At 54.2% G+C, this 24,454-nt stretch carries 23 protein-coding genes, 1 pseudogene and 1 riboswitch; of the genes and pseudogenes, 19 read left to right on the top strand and 5 right to left on the bottom strand.

Features of this window, described 5'->3' with window-relative positions; all coding sequences use genetic code 11:
• The first annotated feature begins 7 nt into the window (after positions 1-7).
• A riboswitch (cobalamin riboswitch) is annotated at positions 8-175 on the top strand.
• Between the two features lie 274 nt (positions 176-449).
• A complete protein-coding gene (locus RGB73_RS01985) occupies positions 450-1,517 on the top strand; it encodes a hypothetical protein (RefSeq protein WP_310768592.1) in 1,068 nt (355 codons plus the stop codon).
• Positions 1,518-1,621: 104 nt separating this feature from the next.
• On the opposite strand, the gene RGB73_RS01990 is transcribed toward RGB73_RS01985, so the two are convergent.
• On the bottom strand, positions 1,622-2,170 hold the full coding sequence (locus RGB73_RS01990; protein ID WP_310768596.1) for a helix-turn-helix domain-containing protein: 549 nt from the start codon (positions 2,168-2,170) through the stop codon (positions 1,622-1,624).
• A gap of 488 nt (positions 2,171-2,658) precedes the next feature.
• Here RGB73_RS01990 and RGB73_RS01995 point away from each other — a divergent pair, with 488 nt between their 5' ends.
• Positions 2,659-3,957: an MFS transporter gene (locus RGB73_RS01995; RefSeq protein ID WP_310768599.1), complete on the top strand. Its 1,299-nt coding sequence runs from the start codon at positions 2,659-2,661 to the stop codon at positions 3,955-3,957.
• Between the two features lie 62 nt (positions 3,958-4,019).
• On the opposite strand, the gene RGB73_RS02000 is transcribed toward RGB73_RS01995, so the two are convergent.
• Positions 4,020-4,451, bottom strand: a complete 432-nt coding sequence (locus RGB73_RS02000; RefSeq protein ID WP_310768602.1) for a VOC family protein — start codon at positions 4,449-4,451, stop codon at positions 4,020-4,022.
• Between the two features lie 336 nt (positions 4,452-4,787).
• Here RGB73_RS02000 and RGB73_RS30540 point away from each other — a divergent pair.
• From RGB73_RS30540 to RGB73_RS02045, 9 genes and pseudogenes are all read left to right on the top strand, one after another.
• A pseudogene (locus tag RGB73_RS30540) lies at positions 4,788-5,099 on the top strand (MFS transporter); the annotation flags it as partial.
• Positions 5,100-5,377: 278 nt separating this feature from the next.
• Positions 5,378-6,199, top strand: coding sequence for an MFS transporter (locus RGB73_RS02010; protein WP_396136162.1), 822 nt, complete (start codon positions 5,378-5,380; stop codon positions 6,197-6,199).
• 271 nt (positions 6,200-6,470) lie between these two features.
• Positions 6,471-6,923, top strand: coding sequence for a MarR family winged helix-turn-helix transcriptional regulator (locus RGB73_RS02015; RefSeq protein WP_310768608.1), 453 nt, complete (start codon positions 6,471-6,473; stop codon positions 6,921-6,923).
• Between the two features lie 60 nt (positions 6,924-6,983).
• Positions 6,984-7,619, top strand: coding sequence for a nitroreductase family protein (locus RGB73_RS02020; protein WP_310768610.1), 636 nt, complete (start codon positions 6,984-6,986; stop codon positions 7,617-7,619).
• Between the two features lie 21 nt (positions 7,620-7,640).
• Positions 7,641-8,588 (top strand): ring-cleaving dioxygenase, encoded by a 948-nt coding sequence (locus RGB73_RS02025; protein ID WP_310774053.1) that lies wholly within the window; start codon positions 7,641-7,643, stop codon positions 8,586-8,588.
• A gap of 1 nt (position 8,589) precedes the next feature.
• Positions 8,590-9,204: an alpha/beta hydrolase gene (locus RGB73_RS02030; RefSeq protein WP_310768613.1), complete on the top strand. Its 615-nt coding sequence runs from the start codon at positions 8,590-8,592 to the stop codon at positions 9,202-9,204.
• 433 nt (positions 9,205-9,637) lie between these two features.
• Complete coding sequence (locus RGB73_RS02035; protein WP_310768616.1) at positions 9,638-10,912, top strand: MFS transporter; 1,275 nt, start codon at positions 9,638-9,640, stop codon at positions 10,910-10,912.
• A gap of 47 nt (positions 10,913-10,959) precedes the next feature.
• Entirely contained in the window at positions 10,960-12,012 is a 1,053-nt protein-coding gene (locus RGB73_RS02040; protein ID WP_310768619.1) for an XdhC family protein, read from the top strand.
• Positions 12,005-12,622 (top strand): nucleotidyltransferase family protein, encoded by a 618-nt coding sequence (locus RGB73_RS02045; RefSeq protein ID WP_310768622.1) that lies wholly within the window; start codon positions 12,005-12,007, stop codon positions 12,620-12,622. The genes RGB73_RS02040 and RGB73_RS02045 overlap by 8 nt, the downstream gene beginning before the upstream one ends.
• Before the next feature lie 218 nt (positions 12,623-12,840).
• On the opposite strand, the gene RGB73_RS02050 is transcribed toward RGB73_RS02045, so the two are convergent.
• Positions 12,841-13,761: a LysR family transcriptional regulator gene (locus RGB73_RS02050; RefSeq protein WP_310768625.1), complete on the bottom strand. Its 921-nt coding sequence runs from the start codon at positions 13,759-13,761 to the stop codon at positions 12,841-12,843.
• A 129-nt stretch (positions 13,762-13,890) separates the two neighbouring features.
• On the opposite strand from RGB73_RS02050, the gene RGB73_RS02055 reads away from it, so the two are divergent.
• Genes RGB73_RS02055 through RGB73_RS02070 form a run of 4 tightly spaced genes read left to right on the top strand, consistent with a single transcriptional unit; the run spans position 13,891 to position 18,060 of the window.
• A complete protein-coding gene (locus RGB73_RS02055; protein WP_310768627.1) occupies positions 13,891-14,337 on the top strand; it encodes an SRPBCC family protein in 447 nt (148 codons plus the stop codon).
• Positions 14,338-15,216 carry an FAD binding domain-containing protein gene (locus tag RGB73_RS02060; RefSeq protein ID WP_310768630.1) on the top strand — a complete coding sequence of 293 codons (879 nt, stop codon included), beginning with the start codon at positions 14,338-14,340 and terminating at the stop codon, positions 15,214-15,216.
• Positions 15,213-15,698 (top strand): (2Fe-2S)-binding protein, encoded by a 486-nt coding sequence (locus tag RGB73_RS02065; protein WP_310768633.1) that lies wholly within the window; start codon positions 15,213-15,215, stop codon positions 15,696-15,698. Before RGB73_RS02060 ends, RGB73_RS02065 begins: the two co-directional genes overlap by 4 nt.
• A gap of 4 nt (positions 15,699-15,702) precedes the next feature.
• Positions 15,703-18,060 carry a xanthine dehydrogenase family protein molybdopterin-binding subunit gene (locus RGB73_RS02070; RefSeq protein WP_310768636.1) on the top strand — a complete coding sequence of 786 codons (2,358 nt, stop codon included), beginning with the start codon at positions 15,703-15,705 and terminating at the stop codon, positions 18,058-18,060.
• 206 nt (positions 18,061-18,266) lie between these two features.
• On the opposite strand, the gene RGB73_RS02075 is transcribed toward RGB73_RS02070, so the two are convergent.
• A complete protein-coding gene (locus RGB73_RS02075) occupies positions 18,267-18,932 on the bottom strand; it encodes a YajG family lipoprotein (RefSeq protein ID WP_310768639.1) in 666 nt (221 codons plus the stop codon).
• A gap of 509 nt (positions 18,933-19,441) precedes the next feature.
• Between RGB73_RS02075 and RGB73_RS30545 the strand changes: the two genes are divergently transcribed.
• Entirely contained in the window at positions 19,442-19,846 is a 405-nt protein-coding gene (locus tag RGB73_RS30545; protein WP_396136192.1) for an alpha/beta fold hydrolase, read from the top strand.
• Here the strand turns inward: RGB73_RS30545 and RGB73_RS02080 are convergent.
• Entirely contained in the window at positions 19,750-20,136 is a 387-nt protein-coding gene (locus RGB73_RS02080; protein ID WP_310768643.1) for an ArsR/SmtB family transcription factor, read from the bottom strand. The two genes, RGB73_RS30545 and RGB73_RS02080, sit on opposite strands and share 97 nt — an antisense overlap.
• 168 nt (positions 20,137-20,304) lie before the next feature.
• Between RGB73_RS02080 and RGB73_RS02085 the strand changes: the two genes are divergently transcribed.
• From RGB73_RS02085 to RGB73_RS02095, 3 genes are all read left to right on the top strand, one after another.
• Positions 20,305-20,601, top strand: coding sequence for a hypothetical protein (locus tag RGB73_RS02085; protein WP_310768647.1), 297 nt, complete (start codon positions 20,305-20,307; stop codon positions 20,599-20,601).
• A gap of 300 nt (positions 20,602-20,901) precedes the next feature.
• Complete coding sequence (locus RGB73_RS02090; protein WP_310768650.1) at positions 20,902-23,151, top strand: heavy metal translocating P-type ATPase; 2,250 nt, start codon at positions 20,902-20,904, stop codon at positions 23,149-23,151.
• Between the two features lie 303 nt (positions 23,152-23,454).
• Positions 23,455-24,453: a thiamine pyrophosphate-dependent dehydrogenase E1 component subunit alpha gene (locus tag RGB73_RS02095; protein ID WP_310768653.1), complete on the top strand. Its 999-nt coding sequence runs from the start codon at positions 23,455-23,457 to the stop codon at positions 24,451-24,453.
• Position 24,454 lies beyond the last annotated feature (1 nt).

Below are 24,454 nucleotides of genomic sequence, written 5' to 3' on the forward strand. Positions count from 1 at the left end.
TCGCGATGGCTTTCAGCTCCTTGTCGGTTGTCCTCAATTCGCTGCGGCTAAGAAGGGGGAAGCTGTAAGGAAAAGAGTCGGCACGCCAAGAAGCCCCTGATCCAAACGGATTGGGAAGGCGTGCCGCTGGCCATGATCCTAAAGCCGGGAGACCTGCCTGTTTCGACGACACTGAAATGACCTGCGGGAGATAGGGAGGTGTTAGGAACGGTTTGGCAGGATTCCGTTATTTCCATTGCTTATTTAGGCATTTCTACCCTTTTCGAGGTTGGGAATGCTTTTTCGATTTCGGCTCCAAAGGCATGGGAAAGCAACGGGCAGATGTAGAGGACAAGCCGGTTCCATCAAGGAGGAACTCCATTGAACATGGAATAGAGAGAAAAGACGCAACTTTCCCGTTGGGCAAACGTCTGTAAAAATATGGATACCAGTGCCATGGGGGGAGAGCCATGAAAAAATGGGTAGTTTGGCTTTGTATGGGGCTGGCGGTGCTGGGCAGCGGGCGTGAGTCGATGGCGGCGGATCATTCGTCACTGTTACAAAAGCCGAACGTCCAGCACATGCAGGTCATCACCCAAAGCCCGGAAGAGTTGGTCATCGTAGACACGTGGCAGGACGTGGAAGAGAAGCATACGAGAATCGACCTCGTTGCCTACGGGCAATCAGGAGGAGCGGCGACGTCGATGAGCGAGCAGCGGTCCGTCACGATTTACCAGGGCCAGGAGCAAGTCAAATGGCCATTCGAGCTCGCCTTCAGACAAGGCGAGAACAAAGAGTTCAGCAGGGACATTTTCGATCCGTTCAACATCTCCAACAGCAAACGGATCCTGTTTGAGGCGTCAGCCCGCTCATTCGAGGGAGCGCGATGGGAGCATACAGGCACCTCCGAGATTGATGGAAAGCAGGTGAAACAGCTGCGGCGGACATATACCACGAAAGATGGCGGCTCTGCCGTCGCCTTCGCCTATACGGATCCTGCGACGGGCATGCCCGTCAAGGAAGGGCACTATCTCGAAGGGGACAGCACCCCTGCGATCACCAAGCTTTATCGCTTCGAGGAAATCCGTGATCCTACCGGATTTCTATTCACGAATGCTGCCGCTTCGCTACTCCAGAAGGAAGCTGCCGATTGGATATCGAAAGCCTTGGACTCCTTGATGCCAATGGACGACGCTCTCAACTTCGGAATGAAATATATTGCGATCGACCTGGGAGGCATACCGGGATTGAATGAGGCAGCCAAACAGCAGGTGCTGCGCTCCTTTGAAAAATACAAAGTGACGACGATGGATTCGTCGCTGGCGAAGCTGAGGGAACAAGGTCTGTACAATCGTAAAAACAGCATGCTCGACGGGGTGTTGTTACGGGTGTACAAAATCGAGTTTGTCGGAGATGCGGTAATGGTCCGTGCCTCCAAATACAGGAGTGGTGACGGAGCAATCGGAGTGAAGGTCATGCTGGAGGAGGTCGACGGAAATTGGAAGGTGACCAGTTCCGATGTAGTGTGGATCAGCTGATGGGGACTGGGCAACAGATCAAAAAAGAGGTCCGTTAATGCGGACCTCTTTGCTTTCCCATGCGTATCCTCCTATGGCGAAAAGCCAAAGCGAATCCGGCAAAGCTACGTTTGCCGGGAATTGGCATACACACAAAGCAGTTTCACAATCCCTTGCGTTCGGTTGTACCAGTTGTGCGGGTTGTTCGACTCCGTGTGAAAGCTGTCGCCCGGAAAGAGCTCGTATTCTTCCTGACCGAAAATCACGGTGAGCACGCCTTCCAATACATAGATGAACTCTTGCCCGTCGTGGGTAAAAGAAGTGACTTTCTGGTTGTTAGGCAAGAGCGTAACCAAGACAGGCTCAAACAAAGGATTCGGAATATCCCCGGACAAGCCTGTGTAGGTAAAGCTGGACTGCCGAAAGGGAAGGGGGCTGCTGCCCGCTCGCCGGATAAAGCCTTTTGGCTGGTTTCTTTCGGAGAAAAAATAGCTCGGGTTTACGCCCAATGCTTCTGCGATATGGGTAAGCGATTCGATTCGGACCGAGCACTTGGAACGCTCCACCTGAGACAAAAAACTGATGGAGAGGCTGGTTTTTTCGGACAACTGTTTCAAGGTCATTTTTCTTTGGAGACGAAGCTCCTTGATTAAAGGCCCCAGACTGTTTTCCATGATTGCTCCTTCACAAAGATAATGGCACAGATCCATTACATCAAAAGGACAATAATAAAAATTTTATCACAAGTGAGACAAAAACAGAAAGAAATATGCAGAATAATAAACGTAAATAAAGAAATATATATGAAATTTGTTGACAGTTTGAATATTTGTAATTATTATAATTGATAGCTATTCTCATTGAATTCTTATTTATGAAGATAATTGCATAAAAGCCCAAAGGACGAACACTCTTTTTTTGTACGGAATTTGAATCGGGACTTCAATTTATGAATTGGTATCAAAAAGATAGAAAATGGAGCAAGACGGCAAGGGATCCCGGTTCATACAGTCCTGACAGCAACGACATGTGCGGATGTCGCATAACTTTGCTTGTCCAAAAATTGAAGTGTACATGCAATTATTGAAGGGAGGATTGAATTCAAAGGGAGGCACTTTCATCGTTGTATTGCATAAGTCAAGCATAAAAGGGGGATGTGTGTATGGGGCAAGTACAAGTGGCGGTTTCAAGCAAAACCGCGAAGAGGGCGCTGATCGCAAGCTTGATCGGTAGCTCGATCGAATGGTTTGATTACTTTCTTTACGGAACGGTGGCTTCTCTCGTATTCAACAAGATTTTCTTCCCGAACTTTGATCCGGTCGTAGGTTTACTGCTCTCTTATTTATCCTTCGCACTGCCGTTCTTTATCCGTCCATTGGGCGGGATTGTGTTTAGCCACATCGGGGACAAGATCGGGCGAAAAAAGACACTGGTGCTTACTTTGTCGCTGATGGGCGGAGCCACCGTTCTCATCGGGCTTTTGCCCGATTATCAGGCGATCGGCGTATGGGCCCCGATCCTGTTGATTACGATGCGCTGCATCCAGGGCTTGGGAATCGGCGGAGAGTGGGGAGGAGCCTTGCTCCTGGCAGTCGAGTACTCAGGCAAGAATAACCGCGGTTTCTTCGGCAGCATTCCGCAAATGGGCGTCACTGTCGGGATGCTCTTGGGCACGTTGGCCGTATCCATGATGACCGTCTTGCCGGAAGCACAGTTTATGTCGTGGGGCTGGCGCGTGCCGTTTTTGCTGAGCGCTCTGCTGGTATTCCTCGGCTTGTGGATCCGCAATGGCCTGGATGAGACACCGGCATTTAAAGAAGCGAAGGAAACGGGCAATATCGCGAAAGTGCCGATCGTCGAAACGTTGCGTTACCACTGGAAAGCGGTGCTGATTGCCACGGGCGCCAAAGTGGTGGAGACAGGGCCCTTCTACATTTTCGGGACCTTTATCATTGCCTACGCGACAAAATATCAGGGCTATACCAACAGCGTGGCACTCAACGCGGTTACCATTGCGACACTGATCGCGACGTTCATGATTCCGTTCATGGGGAAACTGTCGGATAAATACGGCCGCAAACCTCTGTATATTGCAGGTACCGTAGCGATGCTGCTTTTCGCCTTCCCGTATTTTTACCTGATTTCATTGAAGTCGGCGGTATGGCTGACCGTTGCGACGGTAGTGGCTTTGGGGATTTTATGGACGCCGGTCACGGCAGTCCTGGGTACGATGTTCTCGGAAATTTTCAGCACGAATGTGCGTTATACCGGGGTGACGCTCGGATATCAATTGGGAGCGGCGCTGGCAGGGGGCACAGCACCTTTGATCGCCACAGCTTTGCTGACCAAATACAATAATTCATGGGTACCGGTAGCCATTTACATTATCGTGACGAGCGTGATTTCGCTGATCGCGGTGAGTGCTACCCGCGAAACGAAAAACGTCGACTTGGAAAAGTAGGCATTGGCTGTATCCCGCAAACAAAAGAGGAAGGGGGCGTAGAGCTCCCTTCCTCGATTTTTTTACATGGAGTGCTGGCCTTCCGTGTATATTTGGAAGCTCACACCGAACTTGTCCGTCACGATGCCGTAGGCTGGGCTAAAGAACGTTGCCTGCAGCGGCATGACAACGGTGCCGCCCTCTTGCAGGGCTTCGAAAAATTGCTTGGATTTGGCTGGATCGTCCGTCGAAAGACAGATGGTCACCAGACTGCCGTTTTGCACGGGCTGCCCAGGGAATGTGTCCGAGAACATCAAGTCGGATTCTCCGATCTTGATCGTCGCATGACTCACGCGGTTCCGTGCGGCTTCAGGTAGCGGAAACTCCGGGTTTTCCGGCATTTCTCCAAATGTCTGCATAAACAGCACGTTTGCGCCCAACGCTTTCTCGTAAAACTCGATCGCTTCTTTCGCAGTACCATCCATCATCAGGTAAGGGGTCAAGCGAATTGTCATGAACATTCAGCTCCTCGGCTAAAAATTGGGGTCATGCCAAAATGTGCGGCATATGGGTACATCCCCCAGTGTTGCCCGCAATTTGATTATAAAATCAGGAACGTATGTTTGTAAAAGAAAAGTTTGGGATTTGCCCCAACATCGCAATCGAGAAGAAATACCCTTATCTGATTCAGGCTAGAATAGGGAAGCCAAACAATCATCGCAAAGGAGCGCTTGGGATATGCAGGCTCCTCCTGCGATGCGGAAAGGGGAACGATTGTGGAAAAACAGCAGGAATTGAAAGGTGCAGGGGGGACGTTCGGAAGCAAAGGCAACTTGATGGTGATCATGGTGATGATCCTGGGCGTGTTCGTGGCGATTCTCAATGAAACGCTGCTGAACGTGGCGTTGACCAAAATCATGGACGACCTCGGCATTTTGCCCAGCACGGCGCAGTGGCTGTCTACCGGCTATCTGCTCGTCATCGGCGTGCTCATTCCCGTCACCGCTTACTTGCTTCAACGCTTTACGACCCGAACCTTGTTTTTGTCGGCCATGGGGCTCTTCACGCTGGGAACGTTCCTGGCCGCCGTATCCCCGGGCTTTTCTTTTCTGGTAGCGGGAAGGGTGCTTCAAGCGTCAGGTACGGGACTCCTGTTCCCTTTGCTGACCAATGTCGTATTTTCAATCGTCCCGCTGGAGAAAAGAGGATCGGCCATGGGGACAATCGGGATCGTCATCACGTTCGCGCCAGCGATCGGCCCGACTTTGTCGGGGATCATTGTCGAGCACTTCAGTTGGCGCGTCCTGTTTTACGGCGTGTTGCCGATCGCCATTTTCGTGATGGGGTTTGCCTTTGCCCGACTCAAAAATGTGACCGAGACGACGCGTCCGACGGTGGATTTGTTGTCGCTCCTGCTTTCGACCTGGGATTCGGAGGAATCGTGTACGGATTCAGCAGCGCAAGCGAAGGAAACGGGGGCTGGGCTGGCTACGGGGTGCTTCTTCCCATTGCGGTTGGCGCCGTTTCGCTGGCGCTCTTCACGTGGAGACAGCTCGCGATACCGGAGCCATTGCTTGACCTGCGCGCTTTTGGATACCGCATTTTCCGGATATCCGTGCTGATCATGATCATCGTCATGATGGCGATGTTTGCCGCGATGATGCTTCTGCCGATCTTTCTTCAAAATGCGCTGGACTACACCCCGCTGAAAGCAGGGCTGGTCATGCTCCCCGGCGGAGTGATCATGGGGATCATGTCTCCTGTGACCGGCCGCCTGTTCGATAAATTCGGGGCGAAATGGCTGGCGATTGCCGGACTGACGCTAATCGGGAATACGCTTTGGCAATTCGCCCACATTACGCTATCGACGTCGTACAGCACCATCATGCTGTTCAACACGCTGCTCATGCTCGGCATTTCCATGCTGATGATGCCTGTCATGACCAATGCGCTCAATGAGCTTCCTCCGCCGATGTACCCGCATGGGACTGCGATCATCGGGACGCTGCAGCAGGTAGCCGGAGCGGTCGGGACAGCGCTGCTGGTCACCGTCATGATGAACGGCTCGCGAAAGTACTTGGAGCATCCGTTGTCCGGACAGGATGAATCCGCCCTGCAGGCGCTGGCATTGATCGCAGGGATGAAAAACGCATCCCTGCTAGCATTCGGGCTCGTAGCCGTCGCGTGGGTGGCTTCTTTTTTCCTGAAGCGCGCTCATGGGCCCGAGCAGAAGCGGGCTGCCAAGCAAGTGTCCCCGGGATGAAGCGAAGGAACACGCCGTCCATCAGCACTATGTAGTAAAATTGACTAAAAGAGATCGGAGACCCGGCAACGCCAGGAAACGGAATGGAACTCGATAAAACTGTGGACCGCCTGGCACATGAATGGATGTTCGTGCCAGGCGAGTCTGATGGTGCGCTATATACAGTTTTTTTAGATGTGGGATATTTTTCAATCAACCAGGTTGACAATCGATTCTTTTCGTTTTACAATTATCTCGAATTCAAGATATTAAAAACAAAGGGAATGGTACCATGAGTAGAGAAGAGGACCTCGATGCTCTTTCCTTGAAGCTATTTGTGATCTTGTCCCGAGCCTATCGTTCGATAAGCGACTATGTATCGGAGGACATGAAGCGGTACGGATTGAACCCATCCGAGTTCATGGTTCTCGAGCTGCTGTACCATAAGGGCGATCAGCCCATCCAGAAAATCGGCAAGAAGGTGCTGCTCGCAAGCGGCAGCATGACGTACGTGATCGACAAGCTGGAAGCCAAGCGATTGCTGAAACGAAAGCTGTACCCGGAGGATCGGCGGGTCGTGTACGCAGCCATCACTGCAGAAGGGAAGAAGCTGATGGATGAAATTTTCCCGCAGCATCGGGCGGCGATCGAGACGCTGTTCGAGGAATGGACGTCCGAGCAAAAGGAAGCGGTGATTGAGCTGTTAAAAAGGACAGGGCGCAAAGTCTTGGACAGGAAGCAGTAACATTTTCTTGCAGGATATATCTTAAATTAAAGATACATGAATTCGAGAGGAGAGATCCCCATGAGTGATTTTTCTACCCTGGTAAAAGCAAGGCGTTCCGCCGCCAAATTCATTCCCGGTGTGGAGATGGCAGCAAGCGAGCTTGACGAGATTCTCGCGCTTGTGAAGTTTGCTCCATCCGCTTTCAACCTGCAGCACGCCCGCTATGTGATCGTAAATGATGACGAGACGAAACTCAGAGTATACGAGGCTGCCCAGAAGCAATATAAAGTCAAAACCGCTTCCGCTGTCATCCTCGTGCTCGGCGACAAGGAAGCGCACTTGCAGGCGGGAAAAATCAACGAGGGACTTCTCCAGCTGGGCGTCATCGATCAAAGGGAATACGATTATACCGTCTCCTCGATTCAGTCGTTTTACGAGAACGGCGGAGACATGCTGAAACGGGATGAGGCGATTCGCAATGCGAGCCTTTCCGCGATGCTGTTCATGCTGGCGGCAAAAGAGAAGGGCTGGGATACATGCCCGATGATTGGCTTCGATCCCGAAGAGATTCGCCGGATACTGGATATTCCCGAGCGGTTTGTGCCGGCCTTGATGATCGCGATCGGCAAAGAAGACCTGTCGGGCCAGCGTCCTCGAGGCTACCGCAAGCCCGTCGGAGAGTTTGTCAGCTACAACCGATTTCAACAAAAGTGATAATCAGGAGGGTGAATCATGATGAAACAGCAAACGACAGGAATCCATCATATTACGGCTTTTTCCAGAAACGCGCAGGAGAACGTAGACTTTTACGCAGGCTTGCTCGGCTTGCGGCTCGTCAAAAAGACCATTAACTTCGATGCGCCGGAAGTCTACCATCTTTATTTCGGCAATGAGGTGGGGAGTCCGGGAACGGCGATGACGTTCTTCCCGTGGTCGACTTCTCGCAAAGGCCGTGTGGGCGGCGGGCAGGTCGGGTATACGACCTTCCTGATTCCAGTTGGCACACTCGATTTTTGGGCGGATCGACTGGCAAAATTCAACGTCCCTTATACAAGAGTCGAGCGTTTTGGGGAAACGTACCTGCAGTTCGCGGATCAGGACGGTCTGCAGCTGGAGCTGGTTGAGCGCGAAGGCGGGCAGCCCAGCAAGTGGTCGTTCGGCGGCATTCCTGCGGAGAACGCGATCAAAGGATTCGGCGGGGCCATTCTGTACAGCGTCCATCCGGCCAAGACGATGGAAGTGCTGCAAACTGTGATGGGATTGGAAAAAATAGGCGAAGAGGGCGGCCTTGTGCGCTTCCGGGCGACAGGCGATTTGGGCAACATCATCGACGTCAATGCCGAGCCCATGCCGCGCGGGGCAGGAGGAGCCGGGACCGTTCACCATATTGCCTGGAGGGCGAAAGACGACCAGGATCATCGCAAATGGAGAGAGCACGTGCAGGCGAACGGGCTTCAGCCGACCGACATCGTGGACCGGCAATATTTCAACGCCGTCTACTTCCGCGAATACGGAGAAATTCTGTTTGAGATCGCGACCGATCCTCCGGGTTTCGAGAAAGACGAGCCGTTCGAGACACTGGGCGAAAAGCTGATGCTCCCGGAATGGTATGAGCCGTACCGCCAGCAAATCGAGCAGGGCCTGATGCCGATCGAGGTACGTGTCCTCAAGGGGGACGAGTGACATGAAGCATGTATTTCGCAAAGGAACCGATCTGAAGGCGCCTACCTTGCTGCTCCTGCACGGCACAGGCGGAGACGAAAACGATCTGCTGCCATTGGCTTCGCGCTTGTACCCAGGCGCTTCCGTGCTCAGCGTTCGGGGCAACGTACTGGAAAACGGCATGCCGCGCTTTTTCAGACGGCTGGCGGAAGGGGTATTTGACGAGGAAGACCTCATCTTCCGCACGAAAGAACTCAATGATTTTCTGGATCAGGCGGCTCTCGAATACCAGTTTGACCGTGATCATGTGGTAGCGGTCGGTTATTCCAACGGAGCGAACATCGCCGGGAGTCTGCTGTTCCATTACCAGGATGCGCTGAGCGGGGCGATTCTCTATCATCCGATGGTGCCGCGCAGGGGAATTCCGCTCCCGGATCTGTCCCGCGTGCCGATTTTCATCAGCGCTGGCAAGAACGACCCGATCTGCTCTCCGCAAGAGACGGAGGAGCTCGTCCGTCTGTTTGAAGGAGCACAAGCACCGGTGCAGGTCCATTGGACTTCCTTTGGCCATCAGCTCACCGGAGCGGAAGTGGATGCCTCAGCCGGATGGCTCCGAAAGGCGTTCGATCTGGACTGATTCGTACGACCGAAGAACAGCAGGAGAAGGGTTGCTCTGCTGTTTTTTGCTGCGCAAAAACCGGAGCTGCCGGGTAAAAGGACGGCGGACACGACCCGGCAGCAGTATTTTTCGATAAGAAGGGTTACTTAAACGTTTGTTTAGGGACCTTCCCGTGTCCAAAAGGCGTCGCTCGAAGGGGATGCGCCGGGGGAATCGATCAGGCGGATATTCCCCAGGGTCTATAAGCCCTAGTCAAAACAAGTCATTGCCTGTCCTGGCCAAGGCCGATCCGGGACAGGTTTTTTTCGTGGGATAAGGAGTGGCTTATCGGCATCGTTCTAGGCTTATGAAGTTTTACGAATGATGTAATAATTCTTTTTATATTTAAAATAATAAAAAAACGAACGTACAATGTTGCTGTAACGCCATTCGAAGTATAGGGGGTATTTCTTTGAGCCAACTGGGGACAGCAGCGAGCGCAGTGCCTGAAAAAGTGACGAAGGCGAGATGGATCTACATCGGATTGCCTTTGCTCATTTTATTCACCGTTTCCATGATCGACAAGTCAAACATCAACGTCCTGCTGGCGAACAAACCGTTTCTGCAGGATTTGGGGATCAAGGATGGCGCGATCAAGGGTTCCTTGAGCAGCATTTTCCTGATCACCTACGCCATTGGACAGTTTGGCTGGGGGTTTGTCGTTGACCGGATCGGCGCGTTTAAAAGCGGTCTTATCGGTATTTTCTTCTGGGTCGTCGCGATGGTATTGGGTGGATTGGCTGAATCGGTGTCTGCCCTGTTCTGGTCCCGCTCCATTCTCGGTTTGAGCGAAGGCGTGCTGTATCCGATCGCGCTGACGTTGACGGCGAAGTGGTTCCCCGGCAATGAGCAGGCGAAAGCGCAGGCGCTGTGGTTCAACGGCAACTCGCTCGGGCCGGTAATCGGTCTGCCGATTATCGCCATGGTGGCTCAAAACTATGGCTGGAGAGAAAGCTACCATGCGCTGGGTGCGGTTTCTCTCCTCTGTTTCATCTTGTTTTGGGTGATGGTCCGAAATAACCCCGGCTCTCACTACGCGGTAAGCGCCGCCGAAAAAAAATTCATCGAATCGGGCGCAGAAACCGGCAAAAAAGAGCTCGCCAATACGAGCGAAGTCAAAGCGGTATTGAAGAACCCGATCTTCTGGGTGCTGGTCGCGGTGTACGGCTGTATTTCCATCGGCTTCTACGGAATCTCCACATTTCTGCCGAGCTATTTGACGGAAGCCAAGCAAATCCCGTTTGTTCAATCCGCGGTAATCAACGCGGCGGGCTACGGACTGGCGATCCTGGTGCAGATGGGTTCCGGTTTCTGGTCGGACAGGCTCATGAAGCGCGCGGTGTTCGTTGGCGGAGCGAGTGCACTGATCATCCTTTTCATGCTCCTGGCGATGTTCACGTCCAGCGCGGTTGGCGCCCAGGTCTTGACCATTATGCTCATCAGCGTGCTCCTGATGCCGGCGGCTTTGACCATGACCATGCTGCACAAGGTGGCGTCTCCTCAGGTGATGGGACGCATTGGCGGTATTTTCGGCTGTATTTCGTACGTGTTGGCTGCGATCGGGCCGATGGTCGTAGGAGCAGTCAGTCAGCTTAGCGGGTCGTATACCGGAGGCTTCCTGGTGCTCCTCGGCTTTATCGTCGTCTCGCTGGTGCTCTGTCTGGTTTTGATGCGAAAAGGGTACTGACCGACCCATTCAGGACAGCTTAGGGATAACAGGAGGAGGATGTCGACATGTCACGTTTGCAGGAGTTTCGGGACGTAATGGATCAGATCAAGACAGCTTGGCGGGAGGGTCAAAAGACCGCCTTGCTCATGCTCATGAATGTTCAGGGATCGGCGTACAGGCTGCCAGGCACGAAGGTCATGATGGCGGAGGATGGCCGCATCTATGGAACGATCAGCGGGGGCTGTCTGGAGAGCGATTTGTTTGGCTGGGCGGAAAAAGCGATGCAGTCAGGTGAGCCGCGCCTCCAACGTTATGACCTGAGCGAAAGCGAAGTGTGGAGCCTGGGCATCGGCTGCAAGGGCTCGCTGGAGGTCGGCATCCTGCCTGTGGATCCCCACGATCGCTTTTGGCGACAGGTAGACGAAGCTTTGCAGCGGGAAGAGAGCCTGGCGTTGCTTTTGGAAATCGTGGACGGGGCACGTGTGCTGCTCAAGCAGGACGGTTCTGTCGCGGGTGACGTGGAGCAGCTGCCCGAGGCCGTTTTGCGCCATGCAAAAGAACGCTTTTCCCGCCAAACCCGCGCGGAAGTGTTCACGTTCGGCGGGCGGCGGTTCCTGATTGACGCCGCGAAGCCGAGCGAGCGGTTGGTAGTGGCCGGCGCGGGGCTGGATGCCCGGCCCGTCGTCGAGCTGGCTTCCCGAATGGGCTTTTCCGTCACGGTGCTGGACCCACGCAGCGGGTTCAACAATCCCGAGGCTTTTCCGGCCGCCGTTCGGCATCTCGTTCAGTCGCCGTCCGAGGCCGATCCAGCGGAGCTTCCGGGCAGCTGGTGGGTGATCATGAATCATCACTTGGAGCGCGATCAGCAATCGCTCGATTTGGCTTTGCGAAGCTCACCCAGGTTTATCGGGGTATTGGGCCCGCTGTCGCGGACGGAGGAGATGCTGTCCGGAATCAACCGCAGCCTGACCAGCGGGCCGATTCATGCGCCGATCGGGCTCGACCTCGGTGCCGAAACGATGGACGAGGTAGCCATGAGCATCGTCTCGCAGCTTATGGCGGCCAGAAACAGCAGGGATGCGCTGCCCCTGCACGGAAAGAGCAAAATCCATGCCTAGGATTGGAGCGATCATTTTGGCTGCCGGCCTGTCCAGGCGCATGGGAGAGGCCAAGCAGTTTTTGCCGGTGAACGGAAAGCCGCTATTTCGCCACGCGGTAGACAGGGCAATCGTCAATGGCCTGAGTCCGGTCCTGCTGATCGGCGGAGAGCACGTCGAGCGACTCAGACAGTTGACGGGTGACGAGCCGCGAGTGGAAGTGCTGGTCAACCCATCGTATGCGACGGGCATGGCGTCTTCCTTGCGAACGGGGATCGAAGCAGCAGCCGGGCGGGTGGATGCGGCGCTGGTGTTTTTGGCTGACCAGCCGTACGTGCCGAACGAAGTGGTGCAGGCGCTGATCCGGACGTACGAGGAGAACTGGAAGAGGGGGATTCGGATCGTTCGGCCTGTGTACGGGGAAGCAGCCGGCCATCCGGTTCTTTTTGACGCGTCTTTGTTCGGGGAGCTTGCACGCGTGGCAGGGGACCGGGGCGGCAAAGAAGTGGTCGAGAAATACAAGGCTCAGACGCAAAATGTCCCTTTCTCGTGCGCGAGGTGGAATCTCGACATCGATACGCCGGAAGAGTACCGGCAGCTGCAGCAGGCGATACGGCATCGTCCGGAATAAGGCGATCAGGATTTATCCGGTGCGCAGGAGCATCGGGTAAGTCCTTTTTTGCTCCAAAGGCAAAGCCGTGCCCCGATGCCAAACCGTATTACTGGTTAGACATCAGGGCACCATTCTATTTTCATGCAGACAAGAGAAAAGGATCTCTCGCCTGCGGAGAAAGCGCTTTCGATTTATGATACAAAGCAAGCAAAAAGTGCGAATCTTTTGGAAATTTCTTACATGACATCTCTGTTTTGCTCTTCGAAGTACCGGATGGTGAAATCCCGCAATTCGCGGGCAGCCATGGTGAGGTAGCGGCCTTTGATCCAGGATAGACCTACGACCCGTTTGGAGTAGTGATCGACGATTGGCAAATAGACAGGGGTATCCCTTTTTTCGGACGCATGGGTATGCCAGTGATCTGGGTACGTCCACCAATGCTCGGGGACGAGCGCGACACCGAGGCCATTGTGAACCATCCGCAGAATCACTTCGGCGTCGTTGCACTCAAAGGCGATGTTCGGTGTAAATCCGGCTTGCCGGCACATGTTGGTGGTCGTTTCCGTCAGCTCGTATGTTTTGGTCAAGCTGATGAACGTCTCTTCCGCCGCCTCCTGAAGCGATACTTGCTTTTGGCTTGCCAGACGGTGATTGGGGGGCACGGCGAGAAACATGTTCTCGGTCAGCAAAGGGACGCTCTGGACGCGCACTTCCTCAATCAGCGGATGGGTGATGGCGAGGTCGACCTCTCCCCGTTCCAACAGGTTTTGACATTCTTGGGTCGTGCCTTGCAGCAGCTTGACGTTGACGTGAGGATGCCGCCTGAGAAAGGAGCTGAGCAGCTCAGGCAGCAATCGGCCCGTCGCTGCTGCCAGGAATACTTGCCCCCGCTCCAAGCCGGTGAGGTCGGCGAGCTCGTGCTGGCCTTCCTCCAGCTCGGAAAAAACACGTTCGACGCGCTTGAGAAAAGCCTGGCCAAAACGGTTGAGACGGATTTGCTTGCCGTGGCGGTCAAAGAGCGGGACTCCCAAATGCTTTTCCAGCCGGCTGATCATTTTGCTCAAGGAAGGCTGGGAGATATGCAGCTCTTCGGCAGCCCGGGTCATATGTTCCAGGCGAGCGACGACCTGAAAGTATCGCAGTTGAAGCAGATCCATAGGCACTCCCACTTTCATATGTCGATTTGTCTATTGAATCATAAATGATTATGTATTTTAAATTATATAAAATCAAGGCTAAACTGGAGGAAACGGCAACAAGATGCCAGCTGGGGAGTGACGAAATCAATGAATCTAGCGGGTGAGACCACCTTTAAAGAGACCGTTCAGAATATTTGGGATGCTCTGCATAATCCGGAAATACTGAAAGGCGCGATCCCGGGCTGCGAACGTCTGGTCCTGAAAGAAAACGGCGAGTACGACGTCGTGTTGAAGCTGGGAGTGGCTGCGGTAAAGGGAGAGTACATCGGCCAAGTGAAGCTGGAAGATGTCGAGGAAGGCTCCCATTACATTTTGCTTGCGGAAGGCAGCGGTTCTCCTGGACACGTGAAGGCGAAGATGGATTGCAAGCTGGTTCCGACCGACAAAGGCTGCACGCTGACGTGGGACTGCGACGCGGAAGTGGGCGGTATGATCGCCAGCGTAGGCGGACGCGTGCTGGGCGGGATTGCGAAGTTCATGGCCGGTCAGTTTTTCAAAGCGATCGAAAAACAAGTCAAGAGTGGGGGAGCGTAAATGAAACCAGCCGCCTTTGAATATTTGCGCCCGTCGAGTTTGCAGGAAGCGCTTCAATTTCTCTCCGAACGGGGGGAGGATGCGAAGATCATTTCCGGAGGACAAAGCCTGATTCCCGTATTGAACATGCGGCTCTCGACGCCGAAGTACCTGATTGATATCGGCCGAGTGGAGGATCTCTCCTACATTCGCGAGGAGGACGGTTACCTCGTGATCGGCGCGTTGACCAGGCACCGCGATGTGGAATGCTCGCCCTTGGTGAAAGAGCGCTGCCCGCTGTTGGCCGAGGCCGTCCGCTGGATCGGGCATCCGCAGATTCGCCAGAGAGGGACCATCGGCGGGAGCATCGCCCACGCCGATCCGTCGGCCGAGCTCCCCTGCGTCATCGCCGCTCTGCGGGGAGAGATCGTCATCGCGCATGCAGACGGCGAAGAAACGGTGTCGCCGGACGAGTTTTTCCTGACCTATTTGCTGACCTCCTTGCAGCCGGACCAGATGGTAAAGGAGCTGCGCTTTCCGATTATGCCGGAGACGAGCGGGTACGAATTTACCGAGCTGTCCCGCCGCCACGGCGATTTTGCCCTGGTGGAGATCGCGGCGGTGGTTGATCTGGATGAAGCAGGCGAAATTTCGTTGGCCAGACTGGCTGCCGGCGGTGCAAACCCGGTGCCTTGCGTACTCACCGACGCGGAAGAGTTTTTGATTGGCAAGCGGCCTGACGAAGAAGTGCTGGAGGAGGCAAGCGTGCTGGCGAGCGAGCAGGTGGAGCCGGACGGCGACTTGCACGGCTCGGTGGAATACAGACGTTCGTTGGTGAAGACATTGACCAAACGAGCGTTGCAAACGGCAATCAAACGGGCGGGAGGGGCAGCGAGATGAATACGAGGGAAATAACCGTTACGGTAAACGGCAAACAGGTGACGGAGACAGTCGAAACACGCATCCTGCTGGCTGATTTTATTCGCGACCAGTTGAATCTGACCGGTACGCACCTCGGCTGCGAGCACGGCGTCTGCGGGGCGTGTACGGTTCTGGTGGACGGAAAGGCCGCTCGCTCTTGTCTAATGCTCGCCGTTCAAGCGGACGGCTGCACCATTGAAACGGTCGAATCGCTGGCAAGCGAGGACGGCAGCCTGCATCCGCTTCAGCAAGCGTTTTCCGACAATCACGCTCTGCAATGCGGCTTTTGCACCCCCGGATTCCTGATGACGCTGGTCGATTTCCTGAATGAAAATCCGAGCCCGTCCGAAACCGAAATCCGCGAAGCCATTTCCGGAAACCTGTGCCGTTGCACGGGGTACGCCAACATCGTCAAAGCGGTCGAGCAGGCTTCCAGGACGCTTGCCGGACAAGGAGAGTGAACCGATGGCAACTCTAATGGGACAAAGCTTGAGACGGAAAGAAGATTATCGTATGGTGACCGGGACGGGTAAATTCGTGGCGGACATCAAGGTGACGGGCATGGTTGAAGCGACATTCGTCCGCAGCACGCACGCCCATGCCAAGATCAAACACATCGATGTGGAAGCGGCCAAAGCCATGGATGGCGTATACGCCGTCTACACCGGGGCCGATCTGATCGGCAAGGTCAAGCCGCTCACGCAGATCGAGTCGCATTGCCGACTTCCAAAGCACATCGAGGATCAGATCCAGCCGATCATGCTCCACAACGAGGAGCCTGTGCTCGCCCAGGGAAAGGTCATGTACGTGGGCCAGAGCGTAGCGGTCGTGGTAGCGAAAAACCGCTACGTCGCGGAGGATGCGGCAGCGCTGATCAAGGTCGAATACGAACCGCTGCCGGCCGTTGTCGACCCGTTCAAAGCGCTGGAAGAGGGAGCTCCGCTGGTCCAGGACCATCTGGAGAGCAACCTGCAATCGTACTTCCACTTGCCGGTCGGAGACTATGAGGAAGTCCGGAAAAAGGCGGACCATGTGCTGAAAGGACGGTTTACGTCCCCGAGGGTATCCTCCAATCCCATCGAAACCCGTGGCGTGGTGGCGACCTACGATAGCCGAAGCGATCATTTGCATATCTGGTCCTCCACGCAAATGCCGTTCGAGGTGCGGCATTACGTGGCGAAAATTCTGGGCCTGATCGAACAGAACATTCGCGTGACGGCGCCGGACGTGGGCGGCGGTTTCGGTCCAAAGGGCGGCCTTTACACAGAAGAAGTCATGCTGGCTTATCTGGCCCGAGAGCTGAACCTTCCCATCCGGTGGATCGAAGACCGGGTGGAAAGCATGAGTGCGGCTCGCCATTCCCGCGACCAAATCCACGACATCGAAGTCGCCTTTACGAACGACGGCACAATCCTTGGGCTACGGGACGAATTCGTTCTCGACGTAGGGGCGATCAACTACTTCGCCCTTACCTGCGCGTACAACAGCGCGGCGCATTTCCGCGGGGCGTACAAAATTCCGGTGTTCGACCTCACCTGCCGCATCGCACTGACGCACAAGACTCCCAACGTTCCGTACCGTGGTGCGGGCAGGCCGGAAGTCGTCCTGGCGATGGACCGGATGGTCGACATGGTCGCCCGCCACCTGGGCATGGATCCGGCCGAAGTCATGCTGAAAAACATCATCCCTGCGGAAGAAATGCCGTACAGCCAGGGCATGTACTACAAGGATGGCGGCGAGCTCATCTACGATAGCGGCGACTATCCGGAAGCGCTGCGGATGGCGTTGGACATGGCCCGCTATGAGGAAATTCGGGCCAAGCAGGAAGAGTGGAGAAAGGAAGGCAGATACGTCGGAATCGGGGTTTCCTCCAATGTGGAAGGGACCGGCGTAGGCCCGTTTGAAGGAGCGAAGGCGGCCATCGACGCCTCGGGCCAAGTGATGATCCACACAGGCTCGTCTCCGCAAGGTCAAAGCCACGAGACGGTCTTCGGACAAGTCGCCGGGGATGTGCTGGGTGTCGGCCTGGAGAAAGTGACGGTCAAATGCGGAGATACGTCGCTCCTGGGCTTCGGGGCAGGGACGTATGCCAGCCGAAGCGCCGTAAACGCGGGCTCCGCGACCCATCTGGCGGCCGAGAAGCTGCGGGCTAAGGTGCTGGAAGTAGCAGGAAATGTCCTCGGCGTAGCCCCGGATGTATTGACAATGAAAGACGGCGTCGTGTACGCGGCAAACGATCCGGACAAAAAGCTGACCTTTGCGGAGGTGTACGAGGCTTCGCTCCCCGGCATGCGCTGCAAGGTGCCGGATGGCATGGAGCCGGGACTGGAGGCTACGCACTACTTCGTGCCGCCGACCGTTACGTACTCCTCGTCGGTTCACGTCGCCGTAGTGGAAGTGGATGTCGAGACGTGCTTCGTGAAGCTGAAAGACTACTGCATCGTGCACGACAGCGGCCGCGTGATCAACCCGATGATCGTCGAAGGCCAGGTCCAAGGCGGTTTTGCACAAGGGGTCGGGACGGCCCTGTACGAGGAGGTCGTCTACAACGACAACGGTCAGCTGCTGACGGGCACGTACATGGATTACTTGATGCCGACCGCGATGGAAGTGCCGAAAGCGGTGCAAGGGGAGCAGGAGTACTACTCCACGCGCAATCCGATCGGCGTCAAAGGGGTGGGGGAGAGCGGCGCGATCTCGTCGCCTGCCGCGATCGCCAATGCGGTCGTAGATGCCCTCGCTCCGTTCGGGATCAAGATCGACCGTCTGCCGGTCAGTCCGAACCGAGTCTTCCAACTGCTGCAAGAGAGCCAAAACACTTAGGATAAAAGATAGAAGAAAAAGAGGCGCATCCACTCGGTGTAAGAGGTTCTCTTTTGAATCACAAAATGAAAAAAATCATATGAATTAACAAAAGAAAAAGCATGACCATTCACATGTAGAATAGGTCATGCTTTTTCTCTAAATTTCAACTTTGTTAAAAATACGCTTCTATCTTTGGCATCAGCTTTTATTTAACCTCCATTCATTTAATCAGTGACTTTTTTAAGTTCAAAAGATGTTGCCTCCAATAACAAGATAAGCCTATCATTATTAACAATAAAAAAACTTAGAGGTACGCCAAGTTTTGTAGAAGAGTCATTGATTACTATGTATTTTACCTTATCATTTAAATTTATATTTAAAGCATCGGGATCTGTTTTAAATAAACGATAAAACGAGTCTGTGTTATAGCATGTAAAGTCAAGCCTATATAATGGATTCTTGAGTTCATGTTGATAAACATTATAGTTTTTAAGTCCTTTTGATGAAAAGAAGTCTTTTTTGATTATAAATTCATCACCAATAATTTTTTGCCCTGTTGGATATTCAGAAGCATCATTGTATGAATTTGCAAACCCCAAAAGTTTCTCAACTTTCCAAGTTCCATAGAAAGACTTTTCAGTTTCACTATCCAAATTTGTAAATACATCATCACAATATTCAGCGGTATTTTTGGGAATAATGGACTCATCCGTTTCAGACTCATGCTCACTGGTAGTACTTGTTTGAGAAGCATTTGCACCTTTGGAAACAGTTGCATTTTCTACGCTATTATTCGAAGTATTTTTTGGAGTGGGTGTTTTTTCAACACTTTCACAAGCCGATAATAGCATCAACATTATCGTAATACAAACCAATAAACTTTTTTTCATATTGCACACCCTTTTTTTACTAACCTGCCTCGTTAAAAAAGACTACTATTGAATTTTGACAAACGTAAACTTCTAACGAGATTTCTTTTCCTTTGGAATGCTCTCTCTTATTTCATATAAATTATATCCTTTATGTCAAATACTTTATCAGTTAAACCGATCCTTTGTGCAGGAGTTTTCTTATTATCCCCTCTGCCGAACGGAAGACAGTTGATTTATCATGCGATTTTCTATACCAAATATTTATAATCCTTGACATATTAATAAAAATCAGGGTACGAGAACCGTTGCGATTCCGTACCCTATTTGTGCTGCAAATTCAATTGCTGGGATTCAGAAGAGAACGTCTTACACTCCTTGGCGCCTCTTTTTCTTTTGTGCCCGAGGGAGGGAAGCTCGTTCTAGCGGCATGTATTCTGTCATAGCATGGGATGGAATAAGGCTCACGAAAAAATGGTAGAAGGGTGATTGCGGTGAAGCTCTCCATCAGTCTCAAAACCGGTATCGAAATGAAGTTTGTGGCGGCCGGGCCACAGGATGCACCGGTCCTGATCCTCCTGCATGGTCTCACGGATTCCAGACGGTCGTGGTCGCTGTCTTTGCCTGAGCTGTCCAGAGAGTATCGCGTATATGCGCCGGACTTTCGCGGGCATGGCGATTCCGACGCGCCGGACAACGGCTATACTCTTACGGGCTTCGCGATTCGCATAGCCCAATATTCGCCGAAAGCAAAAAGGGATTCCTTCATTCGCCGGAATGAGGAATCCTTTTTACTTGGCAGGCATTCGTTTTTGTTCACGCGACAGTTCTCTGTTCGTCATTTGCCCTCCGATGGCACGGGAACCTTCAGCTCCTTGGCATGCTCGACGCCGGCAGAGATGAGATGGCGCACGTGGTCATCATCGAGAGAGTAAAACACGAGCTTTCCTTCCTTGCGGTACTTGGCCAGCCCCATGTTGCGCAACAGGCGCAAATGGTGGGAGGTATTGGCGATCGAGCTGCCGATGATCGCAGCGATGTCGCAGACGCAAAGCTCGTCTTCCAGGGACAGGATGTGGATGATCTTGGCGCGTGTGTCATCGGCCAGTGCCTTGAAGATTTTGGCGACACCTGCGGATTCGGCTGCAAACGGCTTCAAGCGGTTCACTTTTGCATCGTCAAAACATTGCACTTCACAAATATCGTCCCGTTCTTTTGGAGACACCCAGACTCACCTCTTGCCTCTTTCCAATGTTCTATTATTATAGTCATTCCCGTGAAAACTGGGAAGGAAAAACGACATTTTGCCGGTTCGGTAGTGGGCCGCCAATTTTTGGTGTAAGATAAGCGTATTCCATGGACAATCAGGCGGAAAGGAAGAGGAAGAGAGACGATGAACGTTCAGCAAAAATGTCCGAAATGCCGTTCCAAGAAAATCGACTTCACCGAGTCGATCAACCGGCTTCTATATACCGTCATCTATGTGATCGTTTTGGCTGTGCTGGCCTGGATCGGGATCACTGTCAAAGGCACTCCGGTCATCTTCTTGTTTCTCGGATTGGCTGGAGCTTTCGTGCTCTTCGCCATTCGTTTGGCGCTGGAGAAGCGCAAGATCATCAAGTGCGTCTGCCTGGATTGCGGGGAACGCTGGCAGACAGGGCCGAACTCGGCAGAAAACGCAGCGCGCTGAGGTAGGCAAAGGGACTCTTCCGAAAGGGGAGTCCTTTTACGTATCGACCGAAATGGCTCCCTTCCTCTCCCGCACGAGTGCGGCCACGGCGGCTGCGGACTCGCCAAAAGGTTTGGCGCGCCAGGCCTTCTCATGCTTGCTGCTCGGAACTTTTCCAAGACAAGCAGAAAATAGGCGGAAAAATCTCAATCTATCCTTGAACCGGACAAGGGGTTGGGATAGTATGATAATTAAATATTTGCTTGAATGTTATCCGATATCGAAGGGCAAGATAATGGATTGGAAAATAGGTGAGAGCAGATGGCAGAGGACGGAAAACAGGGTGGCTGCTGCAGCGGCGGCCATCACCATTGCAGCAGTAGCCATGAGCATGATCCGGGAGAGTCGAATGCAGGGATGAGGCTGCTTCCCGTCGTCGGCGCCGAGACGGCGGCCGCGGGGGCGCTCAGCCTGGCCCATGCGGATGTGTACCGGATTGCAGGGATGGATTGCAGCTCATGTGCCAAGTCGCTGGAGAAGCACATGAGAACGCTTGCGGCTGTACAGGAAGTCAGCGTCAATTTTTCGACCGGAAAAATGCAGATCGTGCAAGAAGGGCTCACGGACGACGCGATCGTCAGAGAAGTCTCCAAAGCGGGATATTCGGCCAGTCCGCTGTCTCGGGGCAAGAGGGGGCAGGCGAAGCAATCGGACAAAGTTGGCACCGTCCTCGCCGTCATCTCGGGTGTGCTGCTCGGTCTCGGAGCTCTCCTCTCGCTTGGCGGGCTTCCCGAGGCAATCGCGATCGTGTGCTACGCCCTGTCCATCGTAGTCGGGGGCTACAGGCCGGCTCGCAGTGCCTTCTACGCCATCAAAAGCAGGTCGCTGGACATGAACGTGCTCATGTCCGTCGCTGCTATCGGTGCAGCATTGATCGGGGAGTGGCAGGAAGGGGCGACGGTCGTCTGGCTGTTTGCCGTCGGAAACTGGCTGCAAACGAAATCAATCGAGAAGACGCGGGATTCGATTCGCGATCTGATGGATTTGGCCCCGGCGGAAGCATGGGTCAAACGGGAGACCGGACTGGTCAGGCTGCCGGTAGAGGAAGTCGGGGTAGGCGATGTCATCGTCGTCAAGCCGGGAGAGAAGGTGCCTCTTGATGGCGATGTCATCACGGGAGAGTCCAGCGTCAATCAGGCGCCGATTACCGGCGAGTCCATACCGGTGGATAAGCAGGCAGGAGATGCTGTCTTTGCAGGGAGCGTCAACGAAAGCGGATCGCTGGAAGTGCGCGTGACCCGATTGGTCGAAGACACCGCCATCGCCAAGATCATCCATCTGGTCGAAGAGGCGCAGGAGAAAAAAGCGCCAACTCAGGCGTTTGTCGATAAATTCGCGGCGATGTACACGCCGATTGTCCTCGTCCTGGCCCTGCTGGTCATTTTGCTTCCCCCCTTTTTTGGCTGGGGAGTGTGGGGCGATTGGTTTTACAAAGGACTGGAGCTGCTCGTCGTAGCGTGCCCGTGTGCGCTGGTCATCTCGACACCGGTTGCCATCGTGTCCGCCATCGGGAACGCGGCGCGAAACGGCGTCCTGATCAAAGGCGGCACCTCGCTGGAGAAGGCAGGGGCGATTGACGCGATTGCATTTGACAAGACAGGCACGCTGACCGTTGGAAAACCGCGAGTCTCCCGGATCGATGCGGGCAAAGGCGACGAGGATGAAGTGCTGGCGATCGCCCGGACGATCGAGGAGCATTCCCGGCATCCCATTGCTCAGGCCATCATGGACTGCGCAGTCGGCAGGCAGATCGCTTCCCTGGAGGGACGAGATTATCGCGTCCTCCCGGGAAAAGGCGCAGCCGCGACGATCCACGGGCAGACGCATTACGCGGGGAAGCCTGCTTTATTCGCAGAGCTTGGCGTCTCCACGCAGGAGTGGACCGAGCAGATCGAGGCGCTGCAGCGAGCAGGCAATACGCTGGTGATGATCGGCACTGCACAGAAGATTCTCGGCCTGATTGCCGTTTCGGATACAGTAAGGGATAAATTGGTAGCCGCCATCGGCAAGCTGAAGGCTGCAGGGGTCGACGAGATCGTCATGCTGACCGGTGACAACCGCGGCACAGCTGAAACGGTCGCGAAACAGACAGGAGTCAGCCGGTATTTTGCCGATCTGCTTCCCCAGGACAAAGTGACGGTGATCAAACAGCTGCAGCAGGACGGGAAAACAGTCGCAATGGTCGGCGACGGGATCAATGATGCGCCGGCGCTTGCGACCGCCAATCTCGGCATCGCAATGGGAGGAGCCGGTACCGACACGGCCATGGAAACAGCGGACATCGTTCTCATGGCTGACAATCTGGAAAAGCTGCCGCACACGGTAAGCCTCAGCCGGCAGGCGCTTGCGATCATCCGGCAAAACATCTGGTTCTCGATCGTCGTCAAGCTGGCGGCTCTCGTGCTGATCTTCCCGGGCTGGCTGACCTTGTGGCTCGCGGTGCTCAGCGACACTGGCGCCGCGCTGATCGTCATTTTGAACAGCATGAGGCTGCTTCGGACAAAAGAATAAGATTTGCATATGAGACCTTCCTGGCTTAACGCCGGGAGGGCTTTTTTGCGTTACCGCACTCCGTTTGTCGCGGGATATCCGAACAGCGCTTGAGCGGAATGCCAATCAGTCAAAGGAACGCGAGGAGCCGGTGAACAAAAAGAGACAAAACGAGACAGGTGTCCACTTTTGTTCCTTTTCAAAAGTAAAGCGGTTACAAAAAAGCCGCAATGTTGCCTGCTTCGGCGGTTGGCATTCTTTTTGCGATATCCCTGTGTCAAAGGCTGCACCTCAATCAAACATGTTCGAGGAGGAGACACGCAAATGACGAAAGTGGATCAGCAAGTCAAAGGGATTCCGTTGTCCCGCGAAAAGGCCGCTTGGATGTATCAAAAAATGCTCGAGATCCGGAAGTTCGAGGACAAAGTGCACGACCTGTTCGGCCAAGGGAAAATCCCCGGTTTCGTTCATCTATATGCGGGGGAGGAGGCCATCGCCGTCGGGCTTTGCGCTCACCTGGACGACAGCGACACCATTACCAGCACGCATCGCGGACATGGACACTGCATCGCCAAAGGGTGCGATCTGAATGGAATGATGGCGGAGATTTACGGCAGGGCCACCGGGCTTTGCAAAGGGAAGGGCGGCTCCATGCACATTGCGGATTTGGACAAAGGCATGCTTGGGGCAAACGGCATTGTCGGGGGAGGCTATCCGCTGGCGTGCGGAGCTGCGTTGACAGCCAAGTACAAGCAGACAGGCGCGGTGAGTGTATGCTTCTTCGGAGACGGAGCGAACAACCAGGGCACGTTCCACGAGGGAATCAACCTGGCTGCCATTTGGAAGCTGCCTGCGGTGTTTGTGGCGGAGAACAACGGATACGGGGAAGCCACGCCGTTTTCCTACGCCTCCAGCTGCAAAACCATCGCGGACCGTGCGATCGCCTACAACATTCCGGGCATCCGGGTGGACGGCAAAGATGTGCTGGCCGTTTACCAGGCTGCACAGGAAGCGATCGAGCGTGCCCGCCGGGGAGAAGGGCCGACGCTGATCGAGTGCGTCACGTACCGCAACTACGGCCACTTTGAGGGCGACGCCCAGAAATACAAAAAAGAAGAAGACAAGAAGGCGCATTTGTCGGAAAAAGACGCGATCGGCAAATTCCGGAACGATCTGCTCGACGAAAAGCTGTTTACGGAAAGCGAGCTGGATGCAATCGAAGCGGCGGTTGACAAGGCGGTCGAGGAAGCAGTCGTGTTTTCGGAAAACAGTCCGTATCCGGAGCCGTCCGTGCTGCTGACAGACGTGTACGTATCGTACTGAA

This window comes from Brevibacillus brevis, from assembly GCF_031583145.1.
Lineage (GTDB): Bacteria > Bacillota > Bacilli > Brevibacillales > Brevibacillaceae > Brevibacillus > Brevibacillus brevis_E.

Excerpts from the sequence above, each read along its gene's own strand:
- RGB73_RS01985 (WP_310768592.1), top strand. The coding sequence starts at position 450 with ATGAAAAAATGGGTAGTTTGGCTTTGTATGGGGCTGGCGGTGCTGGGC.
- RGB73_RS01990 (WP_310768596.1), bottom strand. The coding sequence starts at position 2,170 with ATGGAAAACAGTCTGGGGCCTTTAATCAAGGAGCTTCGTCTCCAAAGA.
- RGB73_RS01995 (WP_310768599.1), top strand. The coding sequence starts at position 2,659 with ATGGGGCAAGTACAAGTGGCGGTTTCAAGCAAAACCGCGAAGAGGGCG.
- RGB73_RS02000 (WP_310768602.1), bottom strand. The coding sequence starts at position 4,451 with ATGACAATTCGCTTGACCCCTTACCTGATGATGGATGGTACTGCGAAA.
- RGB73_RS02015 (WP_310768608.1), top strand. The coding sequence starts at position 6,471 with ATGAGTAGAGAAGAGGACCTCGATGCTCTTTCCTTGAAGCTATTTGTG.
- RGB73_RS02020 (WP_310768610.1), top strand. The coding sequence starts at position 6,984 with ATGAGTGATTTTTCTACCCTGGTAAAAGCAAGGCGTTCCGCCGCCAAA.
- RGB73_RS02025 (WP_310774053.1), top strand. The coding sequence starts at position 7,641 with ATGAAACAGCAAACGACAGGAATCCATCATATTACGGCTTTTTCCAGA.
- RGB73_RS02030 (WP_310768613.1), top strand. The coding sequence starts at position 8,590 with ATGAAGCATGTATTTCGCAAAGGAACCGATCTGAAGGCGCCTACCTTG.
- RGB73_RS02040 (WP_310768619.1), top strand. The coding sequence starts at position 10,960 with ATGTCACGTTTGCAGGAGTTTCGGGACGTAATGGATCAGATCAAGACA.
- RGB73_RS02045 (WP_310768622.1), top strand. The coding sequence starts at position 12,005 with ATGCCTAGGATTGGAGCGATCATTTTGGCTGCCGGCCTGTCCAGGCGC.
- RGB73_RS02050 (WP_310768625.1), bottom strand. The coding sequence starts at position 13,761 with ATGGATCTGCTTCAACTGCGATACTTTCAGGTCGTCGCTCGCCTGGAA.
- RGB73_RS02055 (WP_310768627.1), top strand. The coding sequence starts at position 13,891 with ATGAATCTAGCGGGTGAGACCACCTTTAAAGAGACCGTTCAGAATATT.
- RGB73_RS02060 (WP_310768630.1), top strand. The coding sequence starts at position 14,338 with ATGAAACCAGCCGCCTTTGAATATTTGCGCCCGTCGAGTTTGCAGGAA.
- RGB73_RS02065 (WP_310768633.1), top strand. The coding sequence starts at position 15,213 with ATGAATACGAGGGAAATAACCGTTACGGTAAACGGCAAACAGGTGACG.
- RGB73_RS02070 (WP_310768636.1), top strand. The coding sequence starts at position 15,703 with ATGGCAACTCTAATGGGACAAAGCTTGAGACGGAAAGAAGATTATCGT.
- RGB73_RS02075 (WP_310768639.1), bottom strand. The coding sequence starts at position 18,932 with ATGAAAAAAAGTTTATTGGTTTGTATTACGATAATGTTGATGCTATTA.
- RGB73_RS30545 (WP_396136192.1), top strand. The coding sequence starts at position 19,442 with ATGAAGTTTGTGGCGGCCGGGCCACAGGATGCACCGGTCCTGATCCTC.
- RGB73_RS02085 (WP_310768647.1), top strand. The coding sequence starts at position 20,305 with ATGAACGTTCAGCAAAAATGTCCGAAATGCCGTTCCAAGAAAATCGAC.
- RGB73_RS02090 (WP_310768650.1), top strand. The coding sequence starts at position 20,902 with ATGGCAGAGGACGGAAAACAGGGTGGCTGCTGCAGCGGCGGCCATCAC.
- RGB73_RS02095 (WP_310768653.1), top strand. The coding sequence starts at position 23,455 with ATGACGAAAGTGGATCAGCAAGTCAAAGGGATTCCGTTGTCCCGCGAA.